The following is a 21,997-nucleotide window of genomic DNA, read 5'->3' on the forward strand; positions in this document are numbered from 1 at the left end:
ACTATATCCTTCATTTAATTTTGCAAGAATATCCTGAGTGATGTCCAAGCCTTCTTCAGCATACATAATGTTTGCAGATTCATTTGAACCAAAGATATAAGTATAGTTATTCTCTTTTCCGTAATCCTTAACGTAGTCTTTCACTTTATTAACCAATGAATCCATAACCGCAGTACTTTCTTCTCTTAAACGGCTGCTTTGCATTTGTTGTTGCTGCTGAAGCATTTGTTGCTTTTGCATTAAAGCACGTTCTTTTTCCTTACGTTGAGCTTCACTCATTGATCCCATTTGAGATTGATAAGCCTGAACCTCCTGTTGAAAAGCACTGGCTACAGAATCCAGTTGTTGACGTACAGATTCAGATTTTGAAGTAAATTCAGCTTCAACATCTTTCATCTCTTTATACTCCTCTACTAATACTTTAGTATCAACATATGCAGTTTTTTGCTCATTACATGAAACGAACATAATTGCAAGGGCGGCTAGGCCAATAAATTTTTTTACCATAATTAAAATTTTAGTCGCAAATGTAAGAAACTATTCCAAGGAAAAAATATTAATGGATTAGACCTTATTAGAAAAATTGATAAAACAAACAGTATCCATAAGATAAACTTATAAAAAACCACGCTATTTAATACGATTTAAGAGCGTTTTAAATAAATAGCGTATCAATTTACCACTAAAAGGCAGTTCGATTAAAATAAGGCCTTAAACAAGGTTTTAATCGTTTTTTTGGAAGAAATAGGTGAGCGAAGAATATTCACCTGTGCCACGGGCATTCAAATTGGAAATAAAACCTCTTAGGAGCGCTTTTGGGAAAGGAAATCTGGAACCTTTATTTTTTTCACTTAATAGACTCACATAATAAGAATCAAAAATCAAAGGTTTTTCCTGAAGTAATGAAAACCCATTTTCCTCAATAGTATTTTTTAAACCCTTACGGGAAAAATGCCAGAGGTGTCTGGGAACATCCCAGGCCGCCCATTTATTATTATAATAAAAAGCATCAAAGGATTTAAAGTTAGGAACTGCGATAACCAGAAATCCTCCTGGCTTTAATTTCGCTTTTAAAAGATCAACCACATTTTGATAATCCGGGATATGTTCTAAAACATGCCAGAGTGTAATCACATCAAATTGAGTTTCTGAAATATTTTCTAATTCAGAGGAAATTTCCAGACCTTTTTTTATTCCAAGATTTCTGGCAGTATAATTTGGTTCTACTCCTTCTACCTCCCAGCCATCAAATTTCATTCTGTTTAAAAAGTCTCCGGTGCCGGCTCCATAATCCAGAATTTTTCCAGTTTTTGAGAGTGTATTGATCCAGGATGCCTTTTTAGAAAGCATCTTGTTTTTTACAATTTGATATATTTTATCCTGGAAAGTTTTTGACGAATCGGTGTGAGAAATATAATCTTCGCTCTGGTAATATTTATTTAAATCTTCAGGAAAAGGATCGGTTTTTAAAATACCATTTTTAAGATCAAGAATCTCAAATTTCTCACCACTCACTAAATGATCTTTACATTCCAAAATCTTTTGAGCTGGTGTAGCAATCTTATTTTTTAAACCTGTTTCCTGCACTAAAAATATATTTGTTCCACGTGGAACATTTAAAAATTATCTTCCCATATAAACCAAAAGTACCGAAATATCATTCGGACTTACCCCACTTATTCTTGAAGCCTGAGAGACCGTTGCCGGTTGTACTTTTTTCAATTTCTCCCGTGCTTCGTAAGACATGGATTTGATCCTGGAATAATCAAAATTATTTGGAATACGAATATCTTCAAGTCGGTTTAGCTTATCTGCATTATTCTTTTCCTTTTCGATATAACCGGAATACTTAACCTGAATTTCGGTTTGCTCTATCATTTCCTGATCCAGTTCATTCTCTGTGATAAAATCTTCCACTCCGCTAAAAGATCTTACATCTTCCATAGTGATCTGTGGTCTGGAAAACACTTTAAAAACCTTATCGCTTTGTTTCATTGGAGAAGATTTTCGCTCTTCCAATACCGGATTAGCTTCTTCAGGAGCAACACTAAGATCTTTTAAATATTGAACGAATTTAAAAGACTTCTCCTTTTTGGATTCCATTTTTCTCATCCTCTCTTCAGAAGCGAGTCCAAGCTTATAAGACCTTTCAGTTAATCTAAAATCGGCATTGTCCTGTCTTAGTAAAGTTCGGTATTCAGCTCTTGAAGTAAACATTCGGTATGGTTCCTCAGTTCCTTTGGTAATAAGATCGTCTATTAGAACTCCAATATAAGCCTCATTACGCTTAAGAATAAATTCCTCTTTTTCCTGGACTTGTAGGGCAGCATTTATACCTGCCATTAATCCCTGACAAGCCGCTTCTTCATATCCGGTTGTTCCGTTGATCTGTCCGGCAAAATATAAACCTTCGATCAACTTAGTTTCAAGAGTATGTTTTAACTGCGTAGGCGGAAAATAATCATATTCAATAGCATATCCAGGACGGAAAAATTTCACGTTTTCAAATCCCTGTACAGATCGTAATGCTTTAAACTGAACATCCTCTGGCAAAGAAGTAGAAAACCCATTTACATAAACTTCCACAGTATTCCATCCCTCCGGCTCAACAAAAAGCTGATGCCTGTCCTTATCTGCAAAACGATTGATCTTATCTTCAATAGAAGGACAATATCGAGGGCCAATACTTTTAATTCTTCCGTTAAACATTGGAGACCTGTCGAAACCTTCTTTTAAGATCTCGTGAACCTCGTTAGAAGTATAAGTCATATAACAGGACCTCTGTTTAGTTAGAGGTTTTGTTTCATCTGAATATGAAAATTTACCAGGAAATTCATCTCCCGGTTGTTCAACCATTTTTGAATAATCCAAGGAACGACCATCCACCCTTGGAGGAGTTCCGGTTTTCATTCTCCCGGCTTCAAAACCGGCTTCAATAAGATCTTTGGTAATTCCGGTAGCCGCTCTTTCCCCTGCTCTACCACCACCAAATTGTTTATCTCCAATATGAATTAAACCATTTAGGAAGGTACCATTGGTACATACTACAGATTTTGCAAAAATCTCCAGACCAAGTGAAGTTCTTACACCGGTTACCTTACCATTTTTAATAATCAATCCGGCCACCATTTCCTGATAGAAATAAAGATTAAGCGTTTGTTCTAATTTCAGTCTCCAGTCTTCGGCAAACCTCATCCGGTCACTCTGGACTCTGGGACTCCACATAGCAGGCCCCTTGGATTTATTAAGCATTTTAAACTGGATGGCACTGGTATCACTTACGATCCCACTATATCCACCCAAGGCATCAATCTCGCGTACTATTTGTCCTTTTGCAATCCCACCCATAGCCGGATTACAACTCATTTGGGCGATATTTTGAAGATTCATTGTAATTAAAAGGGTTTTACTACCCATATTGGCAGCTGCTGCAGCAGCTTCGCTACCAGCATGCCCTGCTCCAACAACAATTACATCATATTCTTTTTCGAACATATATCAACAAAAATTTATGATTGTTCCACGTGGAACAATTTTATTTTTTCTTCTTCCTTGCGTCGCATTTCCAACTGATCCCTTTCAGATTTATCTTTATATCCACAAAAGTGAAGAATTCCATGCGCCATTACTCTTCTCAATTCAGTACCAAAATCTACAGAATACTCACCGGCATTTTCTTTTACACGTTCAATACTTATATAAATATCTCCCTGTAATACATTCCCTACTGTATAGTCAAAACTAATAATATCAGTATAAGTATCATGATCCAGATATTGCTGATTTATATCCAGCAAATATTCATCATCACAGAAAATATAGTTAATGTCTCCCTGGAATTTTTCTTCAGACTCAATGACGGCTGTTAACCAGTTCTGGTAGTCTTTTTCATTAGATAATTCGAACCCGGTTTCACTAAAAAAATTAATCTCTCCCTTTTCCAAAATACTCTTTGACTTTATCTCTGTAAATTTGGCGCAAAGGTAAGGCTTGTCTGTTTAATATTTCAGTAGAATTAAAATATTCTTTAGCCCTGTTAATCTGCTCCTTAAGCGGACTATTATAATCATTTACATTAGTTTCAGATTTCCTTTTTTGGTCCTTTCCCTGTAACTGATTAGCTTTTTCAAATTTGATCAATTCGTATTGCAGTTGCTGCATTCTCTTTAAAGTTTGAGGATCCATTCCTTTATCAAGCAATTCCTCCTCGATCTTCTTCATTTGTTTTGTTGCATTATTATTAGGTGAAACTCCTTCCTCCTTTAATAATTCTTCCAGCTGCATACGCAACATTTGTTGCTGTTTATAGATCTCAAATAGTCGCTCGCTTTCCCCTTCTCCGTTTTCATCAGATTCTTTTCCCTGTTCACCTTTCTCAGGTTTTAAACCTTCCTTTAGTTCCTCGCCTAATTTTTGCTGGCCCTGAATAATATCCTGTAATTGAAATCCATTTTTACCATCGCCGGAACCACTACCCGGTTTCCCCAATTGTTCCTGCATAGAACCCAGAATTAGATCAAGCAGAATTGCCAGATCATTGGCCCCCGTCACAACATATTGCTGACTGGAAGTACCCTGTGGGATCTCATTTTCAGATAACCTCTCCAAAGATTTTTCCAGATCAAATTCAACATCGGTCAATTTCTCAGTAATTTTTTCATTAATCATGGGATTGCTTAAAGCAAGTGTATATAAACTGTCATCTATATGTTTGAAGTTCTCGCGAAGATCACTTTGCACCTTTAAGCTCCGGGCATACTTTGGATTTTTTTGATTGATCTGGCTAAAGACGTTTAATAATGCTTCCTGTTCAAATGAAAAAACGATAAGATTATCCAGGATTTGCCGCAATACTTCCACATCTGCTTCCAGCTGTTGAGCTTTTTGCTGCATGGAAAGCTGTTGCATTTTATTACTCATCTTTTTCATTTTTTTGGCAGCATCTTCCTGTTTCTTTTTAGCCGATTCCCTTTGCTCTTTCTTGAGTTCCTCGCCGGCAGCTTTTTGATTGTCACCAATGCTTTTTTCCATCTCTTCTTCACGACCTAAATCCTGCGGATCTTTAAGCTCCTTATTTTCTTTTTCCAGTTGATCCAGCTCTTCCTGAAATTCCTCAAACTTTTTACTTAATTCTTGCTGCTTATTTAAACTTCCCTCCTCCTCTTTTGATAATTTCTCCTGTGCTTCCCCTAACTTTTCGAGATCTCTGGCGAGTTTCTGTTTCTTCTCTTCTACATAATATTTCTTGGTTAGTTCGAGTAACTGAGAAAGATTTCGGGTACTGTTCTTATTCCTTTTGGATAATTCTTCCAGTTTGTTCCCCAGATCTTCCTTCTCGATTTTCTCTGAATATTTTTCCAATTCTTTTAAAAGAGCTTCATTTTCGTCAAGATTTTTTTCGTTCTCTTCCAGTCTTCGCATTAGTTCTTTTTCGGAATTATCGCTTTCCTTTTTTTGAAGCTGCTCCAAATTCTTCTTTAACTTTTCAGAATAATTCTTCATTAAACTATTCTGCTCTTTTTGCCTTTTCAGGAATTCTTCAAGCTTTCTTTTTTTATTATAATCCAGTTTATCTGATTCCTTTTCGATTCGGTTTAACTCCTCTAATTCTTCGCGGGATTCTTCAATTTTCTCAAGGTCATTTGTAAAGTTTTCGATAGTGTTCTTTTGATCCTGCAATAATTCGTTTTCAACCTCATCCCTGGTTTTTTTACGATAACTGAACATTTGACTTTGGGCTGTTTTGGAACCATTTACCGCATCATTATCAAATACTCTGAAAAAGAAATTATAAGCCTCCCCTTGTTCTAACTCAAGATCACCCGGGAAACTGTATAAAAATTCAGCAAAATTTGAGCTACCAACAGCGATCCTGACTGATGTCTTTTTTTTAGGTTCATCTACTTTGAAATAAACCAGGTCTACTTTATTAATTCCGTAATCATCCCTTACAACACCTTTAAAGTACTGGTAACCAATGTTTAAAGAATCTGTTTTTTGATATATTTCTATTTCGGGCGCGGTATCTTTTATTACAGAGATACTATAATCCAATGGTTCATAGTTACTTAGATTTGAATTACTGCTTCCAATACTATAATCTAAATTAGAAAAGACCTTCCTATCGATTATTGCCTTGTTGGAATGTACAGGTACGACCAGAGATGAATCCCTGGTTTGAAATTGTATTGCATTAGTATTTTGCGTATCAAATTTCCAGATGACTCTGGTACCTTCCGGAATCGTAAAATTTCCCGTACCAGTTTCGGTTTTATCAGGTTTTCCAATATAATCAGGAAAATCAAGGTCTACCTCAAAACCGATAAGTTTTGGAACTTTTATAATTTTTAACTCATATTCTTCTGAAGTTATTCCGTTAGCTGAAAGTGAAAAATGAAAATCATCCTGCAATTCGTTATAGACAAATTCCCAGGTTTCCGGAGAAACCTGTTTCATATAATTAGAATTTCCTTCTCTATGTATCTGAATATTTTCAGGGAGATAATCTCCCTTCACATTTACCCGTAAGACAAAAGGTTGATCTTCCCTCCCGGTTAAACTATCATTAAGAATATAAAATTTGAACGGAGCCGGTTTTAAATATGCGGTTTGATAATTTGTTATCCTGTTAAAACTATTGGTCAAAGTATCTGTTCTCCCGGCAAAATATAATCCGGCAATAATCAAAACCGGAAACAGAACAAATCTTAAATAATACCTGTTATGGGAAAGGTCTATAGCTTTGAGAAATGGGATATCATGTAACTCTTTAGACCGCTGATCAATACTTGCTAATAACAGATCTGATCTTGCAGAACTATCGTTTAGCTGTAAAAGATTGGTAAGTTTATCGCTAACTTCAGGAAAATGCTTTCCAATTAGAACAGAGGCCTCATAATCGCTAATACCTTTAGATAACCGGAATAATTTTAATAATGGGATTCCTATAAAGTAAATCAGCAAAAGAATTTCAACAGAAATAAATACCCAGAAAAGAATGGTTCTGCCGGTAATTCCAAACCAGAGAAAATGCTCTAAAAAAGCAATGGCGATAAAATAAATTAAGCCCGAGGTCAAAAACAACAATGCTCCTTTAAGTATTAAATTGATATAATACTTTTGAATAAAGGCCGTGAGCTTTTCTTTTACCCTCCTGAAATTCTCCATGGAAACAAATTCTATCTTTAAAAATACAACAAAATAAAGCGTTTTAAAGGTGTATAAACCTTCATTTAGGATTGCTTCAATAAGGTTGTATCTTTGCCAGCAAAAATTAAAGAATTATGTCTTCTAAAGTTAGAGTAAGATTTGCTCCCAGCCCTACCGGTCCTTTGCACATTGGTGGAGTAAGAACTGCCTTATATAATTACCTTTTTGCCAAAAAACATGGTGGTGATTTTGTGTTAAGAATTGAAGATACAGATCAAAACAGATATGTAGAAGGTGCTGAGGATTATATAATAGAGTCTTTGAACTGGTGTGGGATTCCTTTTGATGAAGGTCCCGGGAAAGAAAAAGGATTTGGTCCTTACCGCCAGAGCGAAAGAAAAGAGATGTATCGTGAATATGCTGAGCAGTTGATCGCTTCAGGAAATGCCTATTATGCTTTCGATACTGCCGATGAACTGGATGCTCACCGAAAGGATCATGAAGAAAAAGGAAAAACTTTTATCTACAACTGGCATAACCGCGAAAAACTGAAAAATTCTCTTTCACTATCTCAGGAAGAAGTAGATCAAAAATTAGATGCAGGAGAAGCATATGTTATAAGGTTTAAATCACCTCAAGATGAAATTCTTCAATTAAAAGATATCATCCGGGGAAATATGGAGATCGATACCAATATTTTGGATGATAAGGTTCTTTTCAAAAGTGACGGTATGCCTACTTATCATCTTGCAAATATTGTAGATGACCATTTAATGGAAATTTCTCATGTGATACGTGGTGAAGAATGGTTACCATCTCTTGCCCTGCACTACATGTTATATCGTGCTTTTGGCTGGAATGCTCCGGAATTTGCACATCTGCCATTAATACTGAAACCACAGGGGAAAGGAAAGTTAAGTAAGCGGGATGGTGAAAAAATGGGATTCCCGGTGTTTCCATTGGAATGGAAAGATCCAAAAACAGGTGATATTTCAGCAGGATACAAAGAGGACGGATACTTCCCGGGAGCAGTGGTGAATATGCTGGCCTTCCTGGGCTGGAACCCGGGAACTGAACAGGAATTCTTTAAACTGGATGAACTTACCAAAGCTTTTGAACTGGAAAGAGTTCATAAAGGCGGCGCTAAATTTGACCCGGAAAAAACCAAATGGTTTCAACAGCATTATTTACAGGAAGCATCTAACCAGGAGCTGGCAAATGGTTTTGAAAAGGTGCTTGCTGAGAAAAATGTCGATGCAGAGAAGGATTATATAATCCAGGTTGTATCTTTAATAAAAGAAAGAGCTGTTTTTATCGAAGATCTTTGGGATCAGGGACATTTTTTCTTCGTCTCCCCTACTTCATATGATCCAAAGGATTCCAAGAAAGCCTGGAAAGAAGATACCACCGCTTTAATGGAAGAATTAAAGGAGTATATCAATGGAATAAGCAATTTTGAAGCTGAAAATGTTCAAAATGAGGTGAAAACCTGGATTAAGCAAAAAGAAATTGGTTTCGGAAAAGTAATGATGCCTTTAAGAGTAGCCCTGGTTGGAGCTTTACAAGGTCCCGATCTTTATAAGATTGCCGAATTTATTGGAAAGGAAGAAACTATTAGCCGAATTGACAAAGCTATAGAAACTCTTAAATAGATTATTGAGATTTATAAGAAGATTCCGGTCATGTGATCACTCACAGGCCGGAATTTTTTATTTTAAGCCGTTAGCTATTTTATACTTAAATTGAGGCAATCTTAATTTAAGTTTATGGCAAATTTCATTCTCTTTCCCATTCTAGGAATTTTTCTTCTCCTGATCATCTTTTCAGGAATCTTCATAGTAAGACAACAAACCTCTGCGGTAGTAGAACGCTTTGGTAAATTTACCAGTATCCGCGGTTCCGGATTACATTTAAAAATTCCGCTTATAGATCAGGTTGCAGGTAGAATTAATTTAAAAGTTCAGCAGCTGGATGTATTGGTTGAAACCAAGACCAAGGATAACGTATTTGTAAAATTAAAGATCTCGGTACAGTTTCAGGTGAGACGTGATAATGTATATGATGCGTTCTACAAGCTTGAAAGTCCTCATGACCAGATAACTGCTTATGTATTTGACGTTGTGCGCGCAGAAGTACCTAAAATGAAGCTGGATGATGTTTTTGAACGTAAAGATGACATTGCTATTGCCGTTAATCGGGAATTAAATGAAGCAATGCAATCTTACGGTTATGATATTATAAAAACCCTGGTAACAGATATTGATCCGGATGTACAGGTAAAAGCAGCCATGAACAGAATCAACGCTGCAGAAAGAGAAAAAGTAGCTGCGGAATATGATGCCGAGGCAGACAGGATTAAAATTGTAGCTAAAGCACGAGCTGAAGCAGAAAGCAAACGCCTGCAAGGACAGGGAATTGCCGATCAACGACGGGAAATAGCTCGCGGACTTGAAGAAAGTGTTGATGTTTTAAACAATGTGGGGATTAATTCCCAGGAAGCTTCAGCATTGATCGTGGTTACACAACATTATGATACATTACAGGCCATAGGTGAGGAAACCAACAGTAATTTGATCCTGTTACCTAATTCGCCACAGGCAGGAAGTGAAATGTTGAATAATATGGTTGCATCTTTTACGGCTTCAAATCAAATTGGCGAAGCCATGAAAGAACAGAACCGGAAAAAAGCCGAGGAGAATGCTAAAAAGGACAACGAAAAGTAAAAGAAAAAGCCCCATAAAGGGGCTTTTTAAATGTCTTGTATTTTGAAAAATTATACCTGAGTTCTTTTCACTCCCATGATTTTAGAAACAGCCTTTAAAGCGAGGATCTTTTGCATAACTGCACTCGCACTACTCCCTATTAAAGATTTAAAAGATAACTGATGTTTGGTTTGATCCACACTAAGTTTGATCTCTTCCTTATCTATTTCGGTCTGTAATTTAAGGATCTTAAGATCCTTGTCTATTTCTTCAAAAGAGGAGTAAATTCTCATTTATTCTTCGTTTTCATTAAAAACTAACTTGGAGAACTTTTTCAAAATAAGTTTCTCAATTGGTTCTTTTCCAAATTTGAAAATAAGGGCAAAAACGATCAGGTAAAAACCACCTACGATAAAATAACCGGAGCTGGCAACTCCTATAGCTTCGCTAATAACGATCGCTAAAGCAAATGAAATCATGATACCGGCCGTACTTAAAAGAAAGCCCATAATCAAGAAACGAACGAGCGAAGTAGCTCCTTTCATTCCTTGTTTAAAGGCTTTTAATTTATAATATTCAGTATTACTGTGTATTAGCGACTGAACATTGGTATTCAAGCGATCTACGCTCTCGGATAGTTTTTCAAATGCCATACAAAAGATTATACTACTGCTTTATCTGGAGTATTACCAGATGAAGTTGATGTTTTGTCTTTTTGCAATTTAGAGTTTTGTTTTCTTAATTCCTCAAGTTTATGTTCCATGGCACTTAAGATATCATCTGCTTTATGGCTTGCAGAAGATAGAGTTTCCTCTAATCTTTTCTCAAAATCAACCCTTGCTCTCTTAGCTTTATCACTAAGATTAGAAGTAGTTTCAGAATATCTTTTATTCAATCTATCCTGAGCTGATTGAGCGTCTGATTTTAGCTTTTTACGGGTTTCTTCCCCACTCTCCGGTGCGTATAGCAATCCAATCCCAGCGCCTATTGCTGCGCCCGTAATTAATGCTAAAAGTGTATTTCCTGTACTTGCCATAAGTTTATGAATTTTAATTATTATTTACTCAAAGATAAAGTAAGCATAGTCCTTAGCTTGTTAACAACCGGTTAATATGCTAAAAATCCTATGCTAAATTCTTCTTAAAGTACTAAATTTTGGCATTAATTACTAATTTTTGCCCAGGAATCTCTTAAACTAACGGTTCGGTTAAAAACAAGTTTCTCCAGAGTTGAATCTTTATCAACACAAAAATATCCTATCCTTTGAAATTGAACCTTATCCTGAATTTTGGCATCTTTCAATCCCGGTTCAAGATATCCGGTTACAACTTTTAATGATTCCGGATTCACAAATTCCAGATAATCTTTATCCTTTACGCCGTCTGGTGTTTCTTCTGTAAACAACCTGTCGTATAATCTAACTTCAGCTTCTACGGCATGTTTAACCGATACCCAATGAAGGGTTCCTTTTACTTTTCTCAAGGATTCTTCAGTTCCACTTCCACTTTTACTTTTTGGATCGTAGGTTACATGAATTTCGGTAATATTTCCATCAGCATCTTTTACTACATCCTCTCCCTTGATGATATAGGCATTTTTAAGCCTAACCTCTTTTCCTAAGGTCAATCTGAAGAATTTTCTATTTGCGCTCTCTTTGAAATCTTCACGCTCAATATAAAGTTCTCTTGAAAATGGGATCTGTCTGCTTCCTGCAGCTTCATCTTCAGGATTATTTTCGGCTTCCAGCCACTCCTCTTCCCCTTCAGGATAATTAGTGATCACCAATTTCACGGGATCAAGCACACCCATTACCCGTGGAGCTTTTTTATTAAGGTCTTCACGTACACAGAACTCAAGGTGAGCCACATCAATAAGGTTTTCACGCTTTCCAACTCCGATAGAATCGGCAAATTTCCGGATAGATTCAGGAGTATAACCCCTTCTTCTTAAACCTGAAATAGTAGGCATTCTTGGATCGTCCCAGGAATCTACAAATCCCTTTTCCACTAATTGAAGCAACTTTCTTTTACTAACAATAGTATGGCTTAAATTTCTACGGGCAAATTCTCTCTGTTTTGGTTCAAAATCTCCGGGTTTGCTAACCTTTTCAAGAAACCAGTTATATAATTCCCTGTGTGGAAGGAATTCCAGAGTACAAAATGAATGTGATACATGTTCAATAAAATCTGACTGGCCATGAGCCCAGTCATACATTGGATATATCTTCCACTCGTCTCCGGTTCTATGATGCTTTTTATGCAAACAACGGTACATAACCGGATCTCTCATAAGCATGTTTGGAGAAGCCATATCTATTTTAGCACGAAGTACATGACCACGTTCCGGAGTTTCTCCATTTTTCATCTGCTCGAACAATTCCAGATTCTCTTCTACAGACCTGTTTCTGTACGGACTTTCCTTTCCGGGCTGAGTAGGAGTACCTTTTTGCTCTGCTATTTCTTCTGAAGTCTGGCTATCGACATATGCATCACCATTCTTGATCATGTCTACAGCCCAGTCATATAATTTCTGAAAGTAATCTGAAGCATAACACTCTTCAGCCCACTTAAACCCGAGCCATTTTATATCCTCTTTAATGGCATCCACATATTCCTGTTCTTCCTTGGTTGGATTTGTATCGTCAAACCTAAGGTTTACAGGTGCATTATATCTTTCTCCTAATCCAAAATTCAGACAAATTGAAGAAGCATGACCTATATGCAGATATCCGTTTGGCTCAGGGGGAAACCTGAACTTAAGGTCATCCTTCGTATAGTCCTTCACTAAATCCTCTTCAATTATTTGCTCGATAAAATTGAGCGACTTTTTTGCTTCAGCCATAACTATTTTAAATAAGTGGCAAATTTATTAATTTTTAATTCGATAGTGCTATGATGTGCTTACAGAATAACCAAATTTGATCATGTCTCCTCATACTTTTTAAGAATCTATCCTACTTCAATTTCTCAACAGGTTTAAATAATTCATTTTACAGCTCGATATAACTCTATAAATCCAGGATTTTGGTGATAATAGGAGGAAAATACCTTTCAATAATTTAGAATTCAGCAAAGGCCTTATCTTTGAAAAAAAATAACTGTGGGACAAATAAAATTAAAGAATATAAGGGTATTTGCTTATCATGGCTGTCTTGAAGAAGAGGGAAAAATTGGTAGTGAATATAGGGTGGATCTAAAGATACACGGTGATCTTTCTCATTCTGCTAAAACAGATAATCTTAGCGATACCATAGATTATGTACATTTAAATAAGATCGTTAAGGAAGAAATGGCGGTAAGGTCTAAGTTACTGGAAACTGTGGCTGAAAGAATTCTTAACCGGATCTTTAATGAACTTATTATGGTTCAGAAGGCTAAGGTTGATGTTTCGAAGATCAATCCGCCCATTGGAGGAAATGTAGCGATGGTTACGGTAAGTCGTACGAAATCGAGGTAAATTTTAGTTTTGAAACTTAAAATTTTTATTACATTTGCCATCCTGTAAAAGGGCATCGTGGCCGAGTGGCTAGGCAGAGGTCTGCAAAACCTTGTACAGCGGTTCGAATCCGCTCGATGCCTCCAAAAAAAGAAGCTTTCCAACTGGGAAGCTTTTTTTATTTAATATAATTCAGAATGGTACAGCGGTGCTCCCGAAGTTTCGGGACGATCGATGCCTCCAAAAAAAAAAGCTTTCCTAACGGGAAGCTTTTTTTATTTAATATTATTCAGAACAGTACAGCGGTACAGCTCCCAAGGATTGAGGGCTTTATTACGATATAATAAAAGGAAGGATATCCTCCTAAAAAAGTTAATCCGCGGGTTCCACAAATTTTTCAATTTGTCCTATCACGGATTCATTAGGGGTAATTTCATCAATCTGATCTTTGATCTCTTCCACCTGATCTGGAAAGAAACCCTGGAATATCAAGATTCCCCCAAACAGGATCAATACTCCTGAAATTATTTTTTTCATTATATAAATTCGTCCCGGAGTAAGTTTTCGGTTTAATTTCTTGGCAAGTAAGATTTTGATAATATCAACCAGTAAATAAGTTATAAGAACCGTACTTAAGAAAACTCCAATCCTGTTGGTTTCCATTTCCAATTTAGGGCCAAATACGATGATAACACCAAGCCAGAAACCCAATACCCCAATATTTATGAAATTAAGCAGGAAACCCTTCGCAAACAGGCTGAAATAATCACTTTTGGCTAGTTTCCTTATTTCGGGAGTCTCATCTTCGGTTTGTAAAGTCTTTTTTGATTTGAGATAACTCATTAAACCATAAGTCGCCAGGATCATTCCTCCAAAAACAAACAATGCCGGATCATCTTTTAAGCGTTCCAGCAGCTTGGTAGTAGAAAAATAAGCAATGATGATAAAAATAATATCGGCAAAGATTACTCCAATATCCAAAGCGAAGGCCGCTCTAAAACCTTTTATAGCAGCAGTTTCCAGTAATACGAAGAATACCGGCCCAAATAGAAAAGCCAAAAAGATACCAAGAGGCAGGGCAGCTAAAACGTCCTGTAACATACAGTTAGGTTGTTTTGCAAATGTAAACTTTTTGTTCGTTAAGCTTAAACAGGGTTAATATTACCTACTAACCCTGCCCAAACTTTAGTTTTTCGATTCGTATTGGGCTTTACTGCCCAATAGTTTAAAGTCAAGGTGTCTTTTAACCAGGTCGGCATTCTTAACTTTCACATATACCTCATCCCCAAGCGTATAAACCTGTTTGGTTTTCTTACCAACAATGGCGAATTCATCAGAATTATATTCGTAATGATCGTCGTTCATATCTCTTAAACGGATCATTCCTTCACATTTATTTTCCTCGATTTCCACAAAAATTCCGAAATCTGTTACCCCGGTTATCACTCCAAGGAACTCTTCATTTTCATGATCCTGCATGAATTTCACCTGCATATATTTAATGGAATCTCTTTCGGCAGTAGAAGCCAGATTTTCCATTTCGCTGCTGTGGTGACATTTCTCATCATATTCCTCTTCACTGGCAGATTTTTCTCCGTCGAGATAATGCTGCAATAATCTATGCACCATCACATCAGGATACCTACGTATGGGTGAAGTAAAATGGGTATAAAAATCAAAAGCAAGCCCGTAGTGACCAATATTTTCGGTACCGTAATAGGCTTTGCTCATAGTTCTTATTGCAAGGGTATCGACCATATTTTGCTCTTTCTTCCCCTGTACATCTTCCAGTAATTTGTTAAGTGAAGAAGTGGTAGAACTACGATCTTTTAAGTTCAGAGAATGACCAAATCTGCCAACAATGTTTTGCAGGGCAGCTAATTTTTCATCATCCGGTTCATCATGGCAACGATAAACAAAAATCTTTTTAGGCTTCTGTTTACCAATGAATTCAGCAACTTTACGGTTAGCAAGCAACATGAATTCTTCAATTAATTTATTAGCCTCTTTGGCGGTTTTAAAGAAAACTCCAACCGGCTCATTATCTTCATTAAGATTAAATTTTACCTCAACTTTGTCAAAAGATATAGCTCCATCTCTCATACGACGGGATCTCATCTTTTTCGCAAGTTTATTAAGAGTAAGAACAGCTGTGATAATTTCCTCTTTAACCGAATACGATTTATCTCTAATGGAAATATCTTCCGGGATAGATCCTTTTTCGGTTTCTATAATATGCTGAGCCTCTTCATAAGCAAAACGCTCGTCTGAATAAGTTACCGTTCTTCCGAACCACTGGTCCACAACTTTGGCGTCTTTGTCAATTTCAAAAACCGCAGAAAAAGTAAATTTTTCTTCATTCGGTCTTAGCGAACAGGCATTATTAGATAAAATTTCCGGAAGCATTGGCACTACTCTGTCAACCAGATAAACCGAGGTTGCCCTTTCATAGGCTTCTTCATCCAGGATGGTTCCCGGTTTTACGTAATGCGAAACATCTGCAATATGAATTCCTATCTCAAAATTTCCATTTTCGAGTTGTTGAAAACTTAAAGCATCATCAAAATCTTTCGCATCCTTAGGATCTATAGTAAAAGTTAGCACATTTCTCATGTCCCTTCTTTTACTTATTTCCTCTTTATTAATAGAGGTATCTATCCTATTAGCGAATTCCTCTACTTCTTCCGGAAAATCATGCGGTAGTCCATATTGAGCAAGTATGGAATGAATCTCGGTATTATGTTCACCGGGAGTTCCAAGTACACGTTTTATTGTTCCGAAAGGAGAATCTGCTCTATCGGGCCATTCTTCAAATTCAACCACTACTTTGTCACCATCCTTGGCACCATTGAGTTTGGAAGGCGATACAAAAAAGTCGGTGTACATTGATTTATCATCGATAACCACGAATCCAAAATCTTTCTTCTGCTGAAGAACACCTACAAATTCTGTACGTTTACGTTTTATAATTTTGGTAATCTCACCTTCACTTCGTTTTTTCCTGCGATGGTTAAAAACATAGATTTCAACAGTATCCCCGTCAAATGCAGCTTTTAGATCCTTTTCGGCAATAAAAACATCATCTTCAAGTTCATCAACCAGCACATAACCATATCCTTTGGTGGTAAGATCCAGTGTTCCGGTGTAATAATCTTTAGAACCTTCGATCATAAATTTCCCTCGTTCAACTTCGGTAATTTGTTTTTTAGCCGCAAGTTCTGCAAGTTTTTTGATGATCTGATTCCTGCTGCTGGCGTCATTCACACCTAGTGAAGCAGCTATTTGTTTGTAATTGTATGTTTTACCTTGATTGTTTCGAAGTATATCTATTATACTTCTGGAAAGATTTCCCTGTATTTTGGGTTTGTTCTTAGTCTTTTTCTTCATTATCACTTAGTATACGATAAAATTACACGAATAAAATCACACTTTGTAAAATTCAACTTAAAGTTTTGTTAAGCAGATCTCCTGCTAAGAACCATTATTTATTGATTTACAGATTTTTATAGCAAAAAATTTTAGGTTTTTTAAGATTGTTTCTTAATAATTTCTTAATTTAGCTAATGTATCCCCCGATAACTGACCCCACTTATTTTATTTTTTTTCTATGAAAGTCAGGAAATCCACATCATATTCAGCCTTACTCTTTCTGATATTTATCATCGGGGTAATAATCTTTATCTCTTTAATTAATAAATCACTTAATCAAAAAACTGATTTGGATAGGCACGAAAGGGATAAATCTGAAAATTTTATAGCTACCGTAGTCCAGGAATAAAACCGTATCTTTAGTTAGGTTAAGCTCTGGCTATGTTAGAATATGTATGTCTTGCAACTTTCACTTATACCCACGAATATTTAATCCTTAAATTAGAATTCGAGCAGGCAGCCCTGAGATATTATTTCCAAAACGAAACCCTTATTGGCCTTATCCCTTTTTCTTCTCTTGCCTTTGGCGGAATCAAACTAATGGTCCATCCATCAGACAGATTAATAGCAAAACAAATAATAGATTCTTTAAATGACAAATCTTCGAATCTCAGGATCGTTTAGTTATAAACATTATATATAATATTTATTATTTCTTCTTTTTTAAAAAATTTAAATGTTGTTATATGATGGCGTGTTAATTTGTAGAACAATTTTATGCCTCTATCCTTGTAATTTCAGTTGTAAACATTTGCTAACAGGTTGTCAACATAGCTCTATTTTGCTAACTGATTGATAGTGATAAGGTTTTAAGATTTACTTAACAGAATTTCTTAAAATTGTTTTAACAGGATTTATTGAAAAGTTTAAAATGAACAGTTGTCGATAACCTGTTTTTAAGTGCTCATAACTATTTCAAAATTTCCATAGTTATAATTTGATTTATTGGACCTACTCGCTGTATTGTTATAATTATCTTAAAAAACAAATTTCTTTTTTACTATTTCATCAGATGTTTTCCACAATTGAGTGTCAATTTTAAAGCCTTGAAAACTAACGTTATCTGTAAAGTAATTAACAATGGAATTTTGGATAGTTAACTGGAGGATTTTTTAACTTTGTGACAAACAACACAACTATGAAAATTGCTATTGGAAACGATCACGCCGGTACAGGTTATAAACAATTGATACAGGAAAAGCTTGAAGCTTTGGGACATACGGTTACCAATTATGGTACAGACTCTGAAGACAGTGTAGATTATCCTGATTTTGTTCATCCTGTTGCTAACGATGTAGAGAATAAAGAAGCTGATCTTGGTATTATCATCTGCGGAAGTGGAAATGGTGCTAATATGACCGCTAATAAACATCAGGGGATTAGATCTGCTTTATGCTGGAATGTAGAGCTGGCTAAACTGGCCAGAGAACATAACAATGCTAACATATTAAGTATTCCTTCCAGATTTGTCGCTGAAGAGCTGGCCTGGGACATGACAGAGACTTTTTTAAATACTGAATTTGAAGGTGGACGTCACCAAAAAAGAATAGATAAGATCCCTGCAAACAAGTCTTGTTAATAACCTATGGATTTAAAAATTGAAGTAAAAAAGTTCAGCGAATTAAGCCTTGCTGAACTTTATGATATTTTACAATTGCGTTCTGAAGTTTTTGTAGTGGAACAGGATTGTGTCTATCAGGATATAGATGGAAAAGATGCTGAAGCTTTACATGTAATTGGATGGAAGAATAATAAAATTGTAGCCTATACTAGATGTTTTAAACCAGGTTATTATTTTGAACAGGCTTCAATAGGTCGCGTTATAGTGAAACAATCTGAAAGAAAATTTGGATATGGCCATGACATCATGAAAGCTTCTGCACAGGCCATTGAACAACATTATAATACTACCAACATTAAATTATCTGCTCAACAATACCTTATTAAATTTTATGAATCCCATGGTTATCGCACGGTGGGAGAAGGATATCTTGAAGATGGGATTCCTCATATTGGTATGGTTAAAGAATAAAAAGGCTGCCCTCCTTTTATTAACAACTTCCAGGAAGATTATCTCTTAAGAATCTTATTATATTCTGCAGGTGTATTCAAAATTTGTTTTGCTGCTTTAATTTCAGGATTATGGAAGGTATAATATTCATATAAGCCTTCTTTATAAAAGTAACGCTTGATAATTTCATCTGTTAATAAACTAGCGATCTCAGGTTTCTTTTGTTCCAGCTCTTTTTTCTCAAAATTCTTTAATTGGGCTCTAATTCCTGAAAGTTCTGAAGCGATATCAAGGTTCTCCTGCTCTGCTTTCTCAAGCATTTCATTTAATTCTTTTTCTGTAGTCGTGACATAATTAAAACCGGACGTCTTTAGAAAATTTTTAAATGTTTCGTAATCCTTATCTGTAAATTCAAAACTTTCCGCATCGCTCAACGAATGGGAATAGTAATACTCTGTTGCAAAATCAAAAATGGCATCCTGCGATAACAGCGCCTGAGTTATATTGCTGAATTCTGAAGTTTCCAGTTTTATATCAGGTAAAATTCCTCCACCATCATATACGGTTCTACCACTTCTGGTTTTAAACTGATTATAATCTTCCACACGGGTTCTAACCGCCTTACCATTTTCATCTCTTTGCCTGTAATCCAGGGCTTGAATACATCTGCCGCTTGGAGTATAATACCGTGAAATAGTAACTTTTAACTGAGTGCCATAAGCTAATTCTCTTGGCCTTTGTACCAGACCTTTCCCAAAACTTCTGGCGCCCACAATTACACCTCTGTCAAGATCCTGAATGGCTCCGGCTACGATCTCGCTGGCAGAAGCACTACGTCCATTAACCAGAACTACCAGTGGAATTTTAGTATCTATTGGTTCCCTTTTGGTAAAATATTCCCGGTTATATTTTTCGATAACAGACTTTGTGGTTACGATCAATTCACCTTCCGGCACAAAAATGTTACTAACATTAATAGCTTCATTCAGCAATCCGCCGGGATTACCTCTTAGATCAAGAATGATCTTCTCAGCTCCCTTAGCCTTCAAATCTTTTAATGCTCTGGCAACTTCTGCCGAAGCTTTTGAATTAAATCTGGATAAAACTATATATCCGGACTTATCGTCCAGTAACTTATAAAAGGGCACGGCATTTAATTCGACTGAGCTGCGGCTTAAAGAAGTAGTCTGGGTTTTGCCCTGTCTTATATAGGTGATCTGGATATTTGTATCTGGAGCACCATTTAAAAGCTCTCCTGCATCTTCTTTGAAATCGGCTACTTTGATGTTTCCAATCTTAATAATTTGATCTCCGGCCTTTAAACCGGCTTTATCGGCAGGATAATCCTTATAAGCTTCAACAATAGTAATGGCTGCCGGTCCCGTTTTTACAAGTGCACCAATCCCTGTATATTCTCCTGCACTGTTGATTCTTGCAGCTTCCACATCCTGTTCGTTCCAGTAATTGGTATAGGGATCAAGATCCTCAAGCATGGATTTGATGGCGGTATCCATCAATGCAGCCGGGTTGGTTTCATCAACATAATTCATGTTGATCTCCTTGAACAGAGTTGTGAAGATCTCTATTTGTTTGGCGATTTCGAAAAAATCTGATTTGAAACTTACGGTTCCAAAAAATATTCCGGTTAGAACAATGGGGAGGATCAGGAATTTATTGATGCGCTTTTTCATGACCTTGCTGTTTTTGCATAAATTTCTCCAATACATTTTTCATGCTCGCTTCGAGCTTTTCATAGCTAATTTCCTCTCTGGAAATATATATGAACATAAAAGCATGTGAAGAAGATAAATCTTTGGTAACAAGGTACTTATTTTTCCTGAAAACTTCCCGCATCAGTCTTTTTATTCTGTTCCGTTTAACTGCAGTTTTCACTAGTTTTTTAGGAACTGAAACTCCGGTTTTTAATTCAGGTAGATCTTCAGATTCATAGTGAGTATAGATCAATTTTAAAGGGAATGATTTCACACTTTTCCCTTCAGCAAACAACTTATCGATAAGTTTTTTACTCTTTAATTTTTCTGTTTTTCCGAATCTTTGATCCATGCTTCAAAAGTAACAATACTCTCAAATAAAAAACCCTTTCCGTTAAGAAAGGGTTTAAAATTATTACCGAAAAATAAGATTATTCTGCTTTCTCTGCAGTTTTAGCTTCTTTCTTCCAGCTGTTATTATTTTGGTTGACATCAGCCAGCCTGTGGGTACCATCTATTTCTACCATAGATACTTCTCCTTTTGATGCAGGAATGCTGAATTCGTAGGTAGGGAATCCCCATGCCCAGTCTTTTTCAACAGTTCTTTTTCCATCTTTTTCTGCAGGTTTTTCCCAACGCATCATTTCTAACGGGATGTAATATAACTCCTCAGACCCATCGGCATAAGTTACCTTAACATCCATAGGTATAGGCATTGGTCCAATTCTTCTAAGTTTTACCTTAGTATCTCCCTCAGTTTTTTCTACTGAATCTACCGCATAATCAATTTTATTGGTGGTTTGAGTCCAGTCCATTAAGTACCAGTCCAGCTCTGCTCCGGAAACCTTTTCAGCAACTCTAATAAAATCGTTTGGAGTTGGATGTTTGAATTTCCACTCATCATAGTATCTATTCAGGGTTTTAGCCAGATTTTCTTCTCCTATGATGTATCCTAATTGAGCAAGAAATACAGCACCTTTAGAATAAGCTGAAGCTCCATAAAGTGCATTCATATCATATCTATCGGCGTGAGTAGTTTGTGGCTGCTCTTTTCCTGAATTAGCAAGATACATGTAGCCTCGGTAAGATCCTGCGTGAGGATTTTCCTTGTTTTCCCCGAAGATCACATTTTCAGCCTTTGTAGAGATGTAAGAAGTAAATCCTTCGTCCATCCATTCATGCTTCCCTTCGTTGGTGGCTAATAAATGCTGGAACCAGGCATGTGCCATTTCATGAGCGGTCACACCAACAAGGCTTCTAAAAGAACGTTCCCCGGTGATCAAAGTAAGCATTGCATACTCCATTCCACCATCTCCACCCTGCACTACAGAGTATTGATCCCATGGATATGGTCCAATATGTTCGTTGAAATACTTCAATAATTCAGCAGTTTTTGGCTGAAGATTTTTCCAGTTTTCTTTGATCTCTTTTTTGTCTTTGTATAAAAAGTGCAGTACAGTTCCATCTTCAGCAACCAGCTTGTCGTGAATATATTCAGGATCTGCCGCCCAGGTAAAATCATGCACTTTTGGTGCTACAAAATGCCAGGTTAATTTATC

The 21,997-nt window shown here is 36.4% G+C and carries 20 protein-coding genes and 1 tRNA gene; 7 read left to right on the top strand and 14 right to left on the bottom strand.

The genetic code is table 11. The annotated features are described in order from the left end of the window. From ACNKXV_RS05325 to ACNKXV_RS05345, 5 genes are all read right to left on the bottom strand, one after another. Positions 1-507: OmpH/Skp family outer membrane protein (locus ACNKXV_RS05325; RefSeq protein WP_417906667.1), on the bottom strand; the 507-nt coding region annotated here is incomplete at its 3' end. Positions 508-723: 216 nt separating this feature from the next. Beyond that, positions 724-1,587, bottom strand: coding sequence for a class I SAM-dependent methyltransferase (locus ACNKXV_RS05330; RefSeq protein ID WP_417906668.1), 864 nt, complete (start codon positions 1,585-1,587; stop codon positions 724-726). A 36-nt stretch (positions 1,588-1,623) separates the two neighbouring features. Further along, on the bottom strand, positions 1,624-3,495 hold the full coding sequence (gene mnmG, locus ACNKXV_RS05335) for a tRNA uridine-5-carboxymethylaminomethyl(34) synthesis enzyme MnmG (protein ID WP_417906669.1): 1,872 nt from the start codon (positions 3,493-3,495) through the stop codon (positions 1,624-1,626). Between the two features lie 14 nt (positions 3,496-3,509). Beyond that, a complete protein-coding gene (gene ybeY / locus ACNKXV_RS05340; protein WP_417906670.1) occupies positions 3,510-3,944 on the bottom strand; it encodes an rRNA maturation RNase YbeY in 435 nt (144 codons plus the stop codon). Further along, the gene (locus ACNKXV_RS05345; RefSeq protein ID WP_417906671.1) at positions 3,925-7,167 is read right to left on the bottom strand and encodes a coiled-coil domain-containing protein; all 3,243 of its coding nucleotides are present in this window, start codon (positions 7,165-7,167) and stop codon (positions 3,925-3,927) included. The genes ybeY and ACNKXV_RS05345 overlap by 20 nt, the downstream gene beginning before the upstream one ends. Before the next feature lie 116 nt (positions 7,168-7,283). Between ACNKXV_RS05345 and gltX the strand changes: the two genes are divergently transcribed. Continuing rightward, entirely contained in the window at positions 7,284-8,801 is a 1,518-nt protein-coding gene (gene gltX / locus ACNKXV_RS05350) for a glutamate--tRNA ligase (protein WP_417906672.1), read from the top strand. Between the two features lie 114 nt (positions 8,802-8,915). Continuing rightward, entirely contained in the window at positions 8,916-9,872 is a 957-nt protein-coding gene (locus tag ACNKXV_RS05355) for an SPFH domain-containing protein (RefSeq protein ID WP_417906673.1), read from the top strand. Positions 9,873-9,922: 50 nt separating this feature from the next. Here ACNKXV_RS05355 and ACNKXV_RS05360 read toward each other — a convergent pair whose 3' ends face one another. From ACNKXV_RS05360 to ACNKXV_RS05375, 4 genes are all read right to left on the bottom strand, one after another. Then, positions 9,923-10,144, bottom strand: coding sequence for a DUF6327 family protein (locus ACNKXV_RS05360; RefSeq protein ID WP_417906674.1), 222 nt, complete (start codon positions 10,142-10,144; stop codon positions 9,923-9,925). Next, positions 10,145-10,504 (bottom strand): phage holin family protein, encoded by a 360-nt coding sequence (locus ACNKXV_RS05365; RefSeq protein WP_417906675.1) that lies wholly within the window; start codon positions 10,502-10,504, stop codon positions 10,145-10,147. It lies immediately after the preceding gene. A gap of 8 nt (positions 10,505-10,512) precedes the next feature. Beyond that, positions 10,513-10,887: a YtxH domain-containing protein gene (locus ACNKXV_RS05370; RefSeq protein WP_417906676.1), complete on the bottom strand. Its 375-nt coding sequence runs from the start codon at positions 10,885-10,887 to the stop codon at positions 10,513-10,515. Between the two features lie 125 nt (positions 10,888-11,012). Continuing rightward, a complete protein-coding gene (locus ACNKXV_RS05375) occupies positions 11,013-12,692 on the bottom strand; it encodes a glutamine--tRNA ligase/YqeY domain fusion protein (RefSeq protein WP_417906677.1) in 1,680 nt (559 codons plus the stop codon). A gap of 258 nt (positions 12,693-12,950) precedes the next feature. Between ACNKXV_RS05375 and folB the strand changes: the two genes are divergently transcribed. Further along, the gene (gene folB / locus ACNKXV_RS05380) at positions 12,951-13,307 is read left to right on the top strand and encodes a dihydroneopterin aldolase (RefSeq protein ID WP_417906678.1); all 357 of its coding nucleotides are present in this window, start codon (positions 12,951-12,953) and stop codon (positions 13,305-13,307) included. A gap of 51 nt (positions 13,308-13,358) precedes the next feature. Beyond that, a tRNA-Cys gene (locus ACNKXV_RS05385) sits at positions 13,359-13,432 on the top strand. A 226-nt stretch (positions 13,433-13,658) separates the two neighbouring features. On the opposite strand, the gene ACNKXV_RS05390 is transcribed toward ACNKXV_RS05385, so the two are convergent. Both ACNKXV_RS05390 and rnr read right to left on the bottom strand, forming a co-directional pair. Next, positions 13,659-14,387 (bottom strand): LysE family translocator, encoded by a 729-nt coding sequence (locus ACNKXV_RS05390; protein WP_417906679.1) that lies wholly within the window; start codon positions 14,385-14,387, stop codon positions 13,659-13,661. A gap of 84 nt (positions 14,388-14,471) precedes the next feature. Continuing rightward, positions 14,472-16,673, bottom strand: a complete 2,202-nt coding sequence (gene rnr / locus ACNKXV_RS05395) for a ribonuclease R (RefSeq protein ID WP_417906680.1) — start codon at positions 16,671-16,673, stop codon at positions 14,472-14,474. A 423-nt stretch (positions 16,674-17,096) separates the two neighbouring features. On the opposite strand from rnr, the gene ACNKXV_RS05400 reads away from it, so the two are divergent. The 3 genes from ACNKXV_RS05400 (at position 17,097) to ACNKXV_RS05410 (ending at position 18,747) form a co-directional block, all read left to right on the top strand. Next, positions 17,097-17,339 (top strand): DUF2007 domain-containing protein, encoded by a 243-nt coding sequence (locus tag ACNKXV_RS05400; protein WP_417906681.1) that lies wholly within the window; start codon positions 17,097-17,099, stop codon positions 17,337-17,339. 514 nt (positions 17,340-17,853) lie between these two features. Next, a complete protein-coding gene (rpiB, locus tag ACNKXV_RS05405; RefSeq protein ID WP_417906682.1) occupies positions 17,854-18,294 on the top strand; it encodes a ribose 5-phosphate isomerase B in 441 nt (146 codons plus the stop codon). Positions 18,295-18,300: 6 nt separating this feature from the next. Next, the gene (locus tag ACNKXV_RS05410; RefSeq protein WP_417906683.1) at positions 18,301-18,747 is read left to right on the top strand and encodes a GNAT family N-acetyltransferase; all 447 of its coding nucleotides are present in this window, start codon (positions 18,301-18,303) and stop codon (positions 18,745-18,747) included. Positions 18,748-18,785: 38 nt separating this feature from the next. Here ACNKXV_RS05410 and ACNKXV_RS05415 read toward each other — a convergent pair whose 3' ends face one another. From ACNKXV_RS05415 to ACNKXV_RS05425, 3 genes are all read right to left on the bottom strand, one after another. Next, on the bottom strand, positions 18,786-20,417 hold the full coding sequence (locus tag ACNKXV_RS05415) for a S41 family peptidase (RefSeq protein WP_417906684.1): 1,632 nt from the start codon (positions 20,415-20,417) through the stop codon (positions 18,786-18,788). Then, a complete protein-coding gene (gene rnpA / locus ACNKXV_RS05420; RefSeq protein WP_417906685.1) occupies positions 20,398-20,790 on the bottom strand; it encodes a ribonuclease P protein component in 393 nt (130 codons plus the stop codon). Before rnpA ends, ACNKXV_RS05415 begins: the two co-directional genes overlap by 20 nt. Positions 20,791-20,869: 79 nt before the next feature. Beyond that, positions 20,870-21,997, bottom strand: a 1,128-nt coding sequence (locus ACNKXV_RS05425) for a M1 family aminopeptidase (protein ID WP_417906686.1), incomplete at its 5' end; no start/stop codon positions are given.

This window comes from Christiangramia aquimixticola (assembly GCF_048285835.1).
GTDB classification, from domain to species: Bacteria; Bacteroidota; Bacteroidia; order Flavobacteriales; family Flavobacteriaceae; genus Christiangramia; species Christiangramia aquimixticola.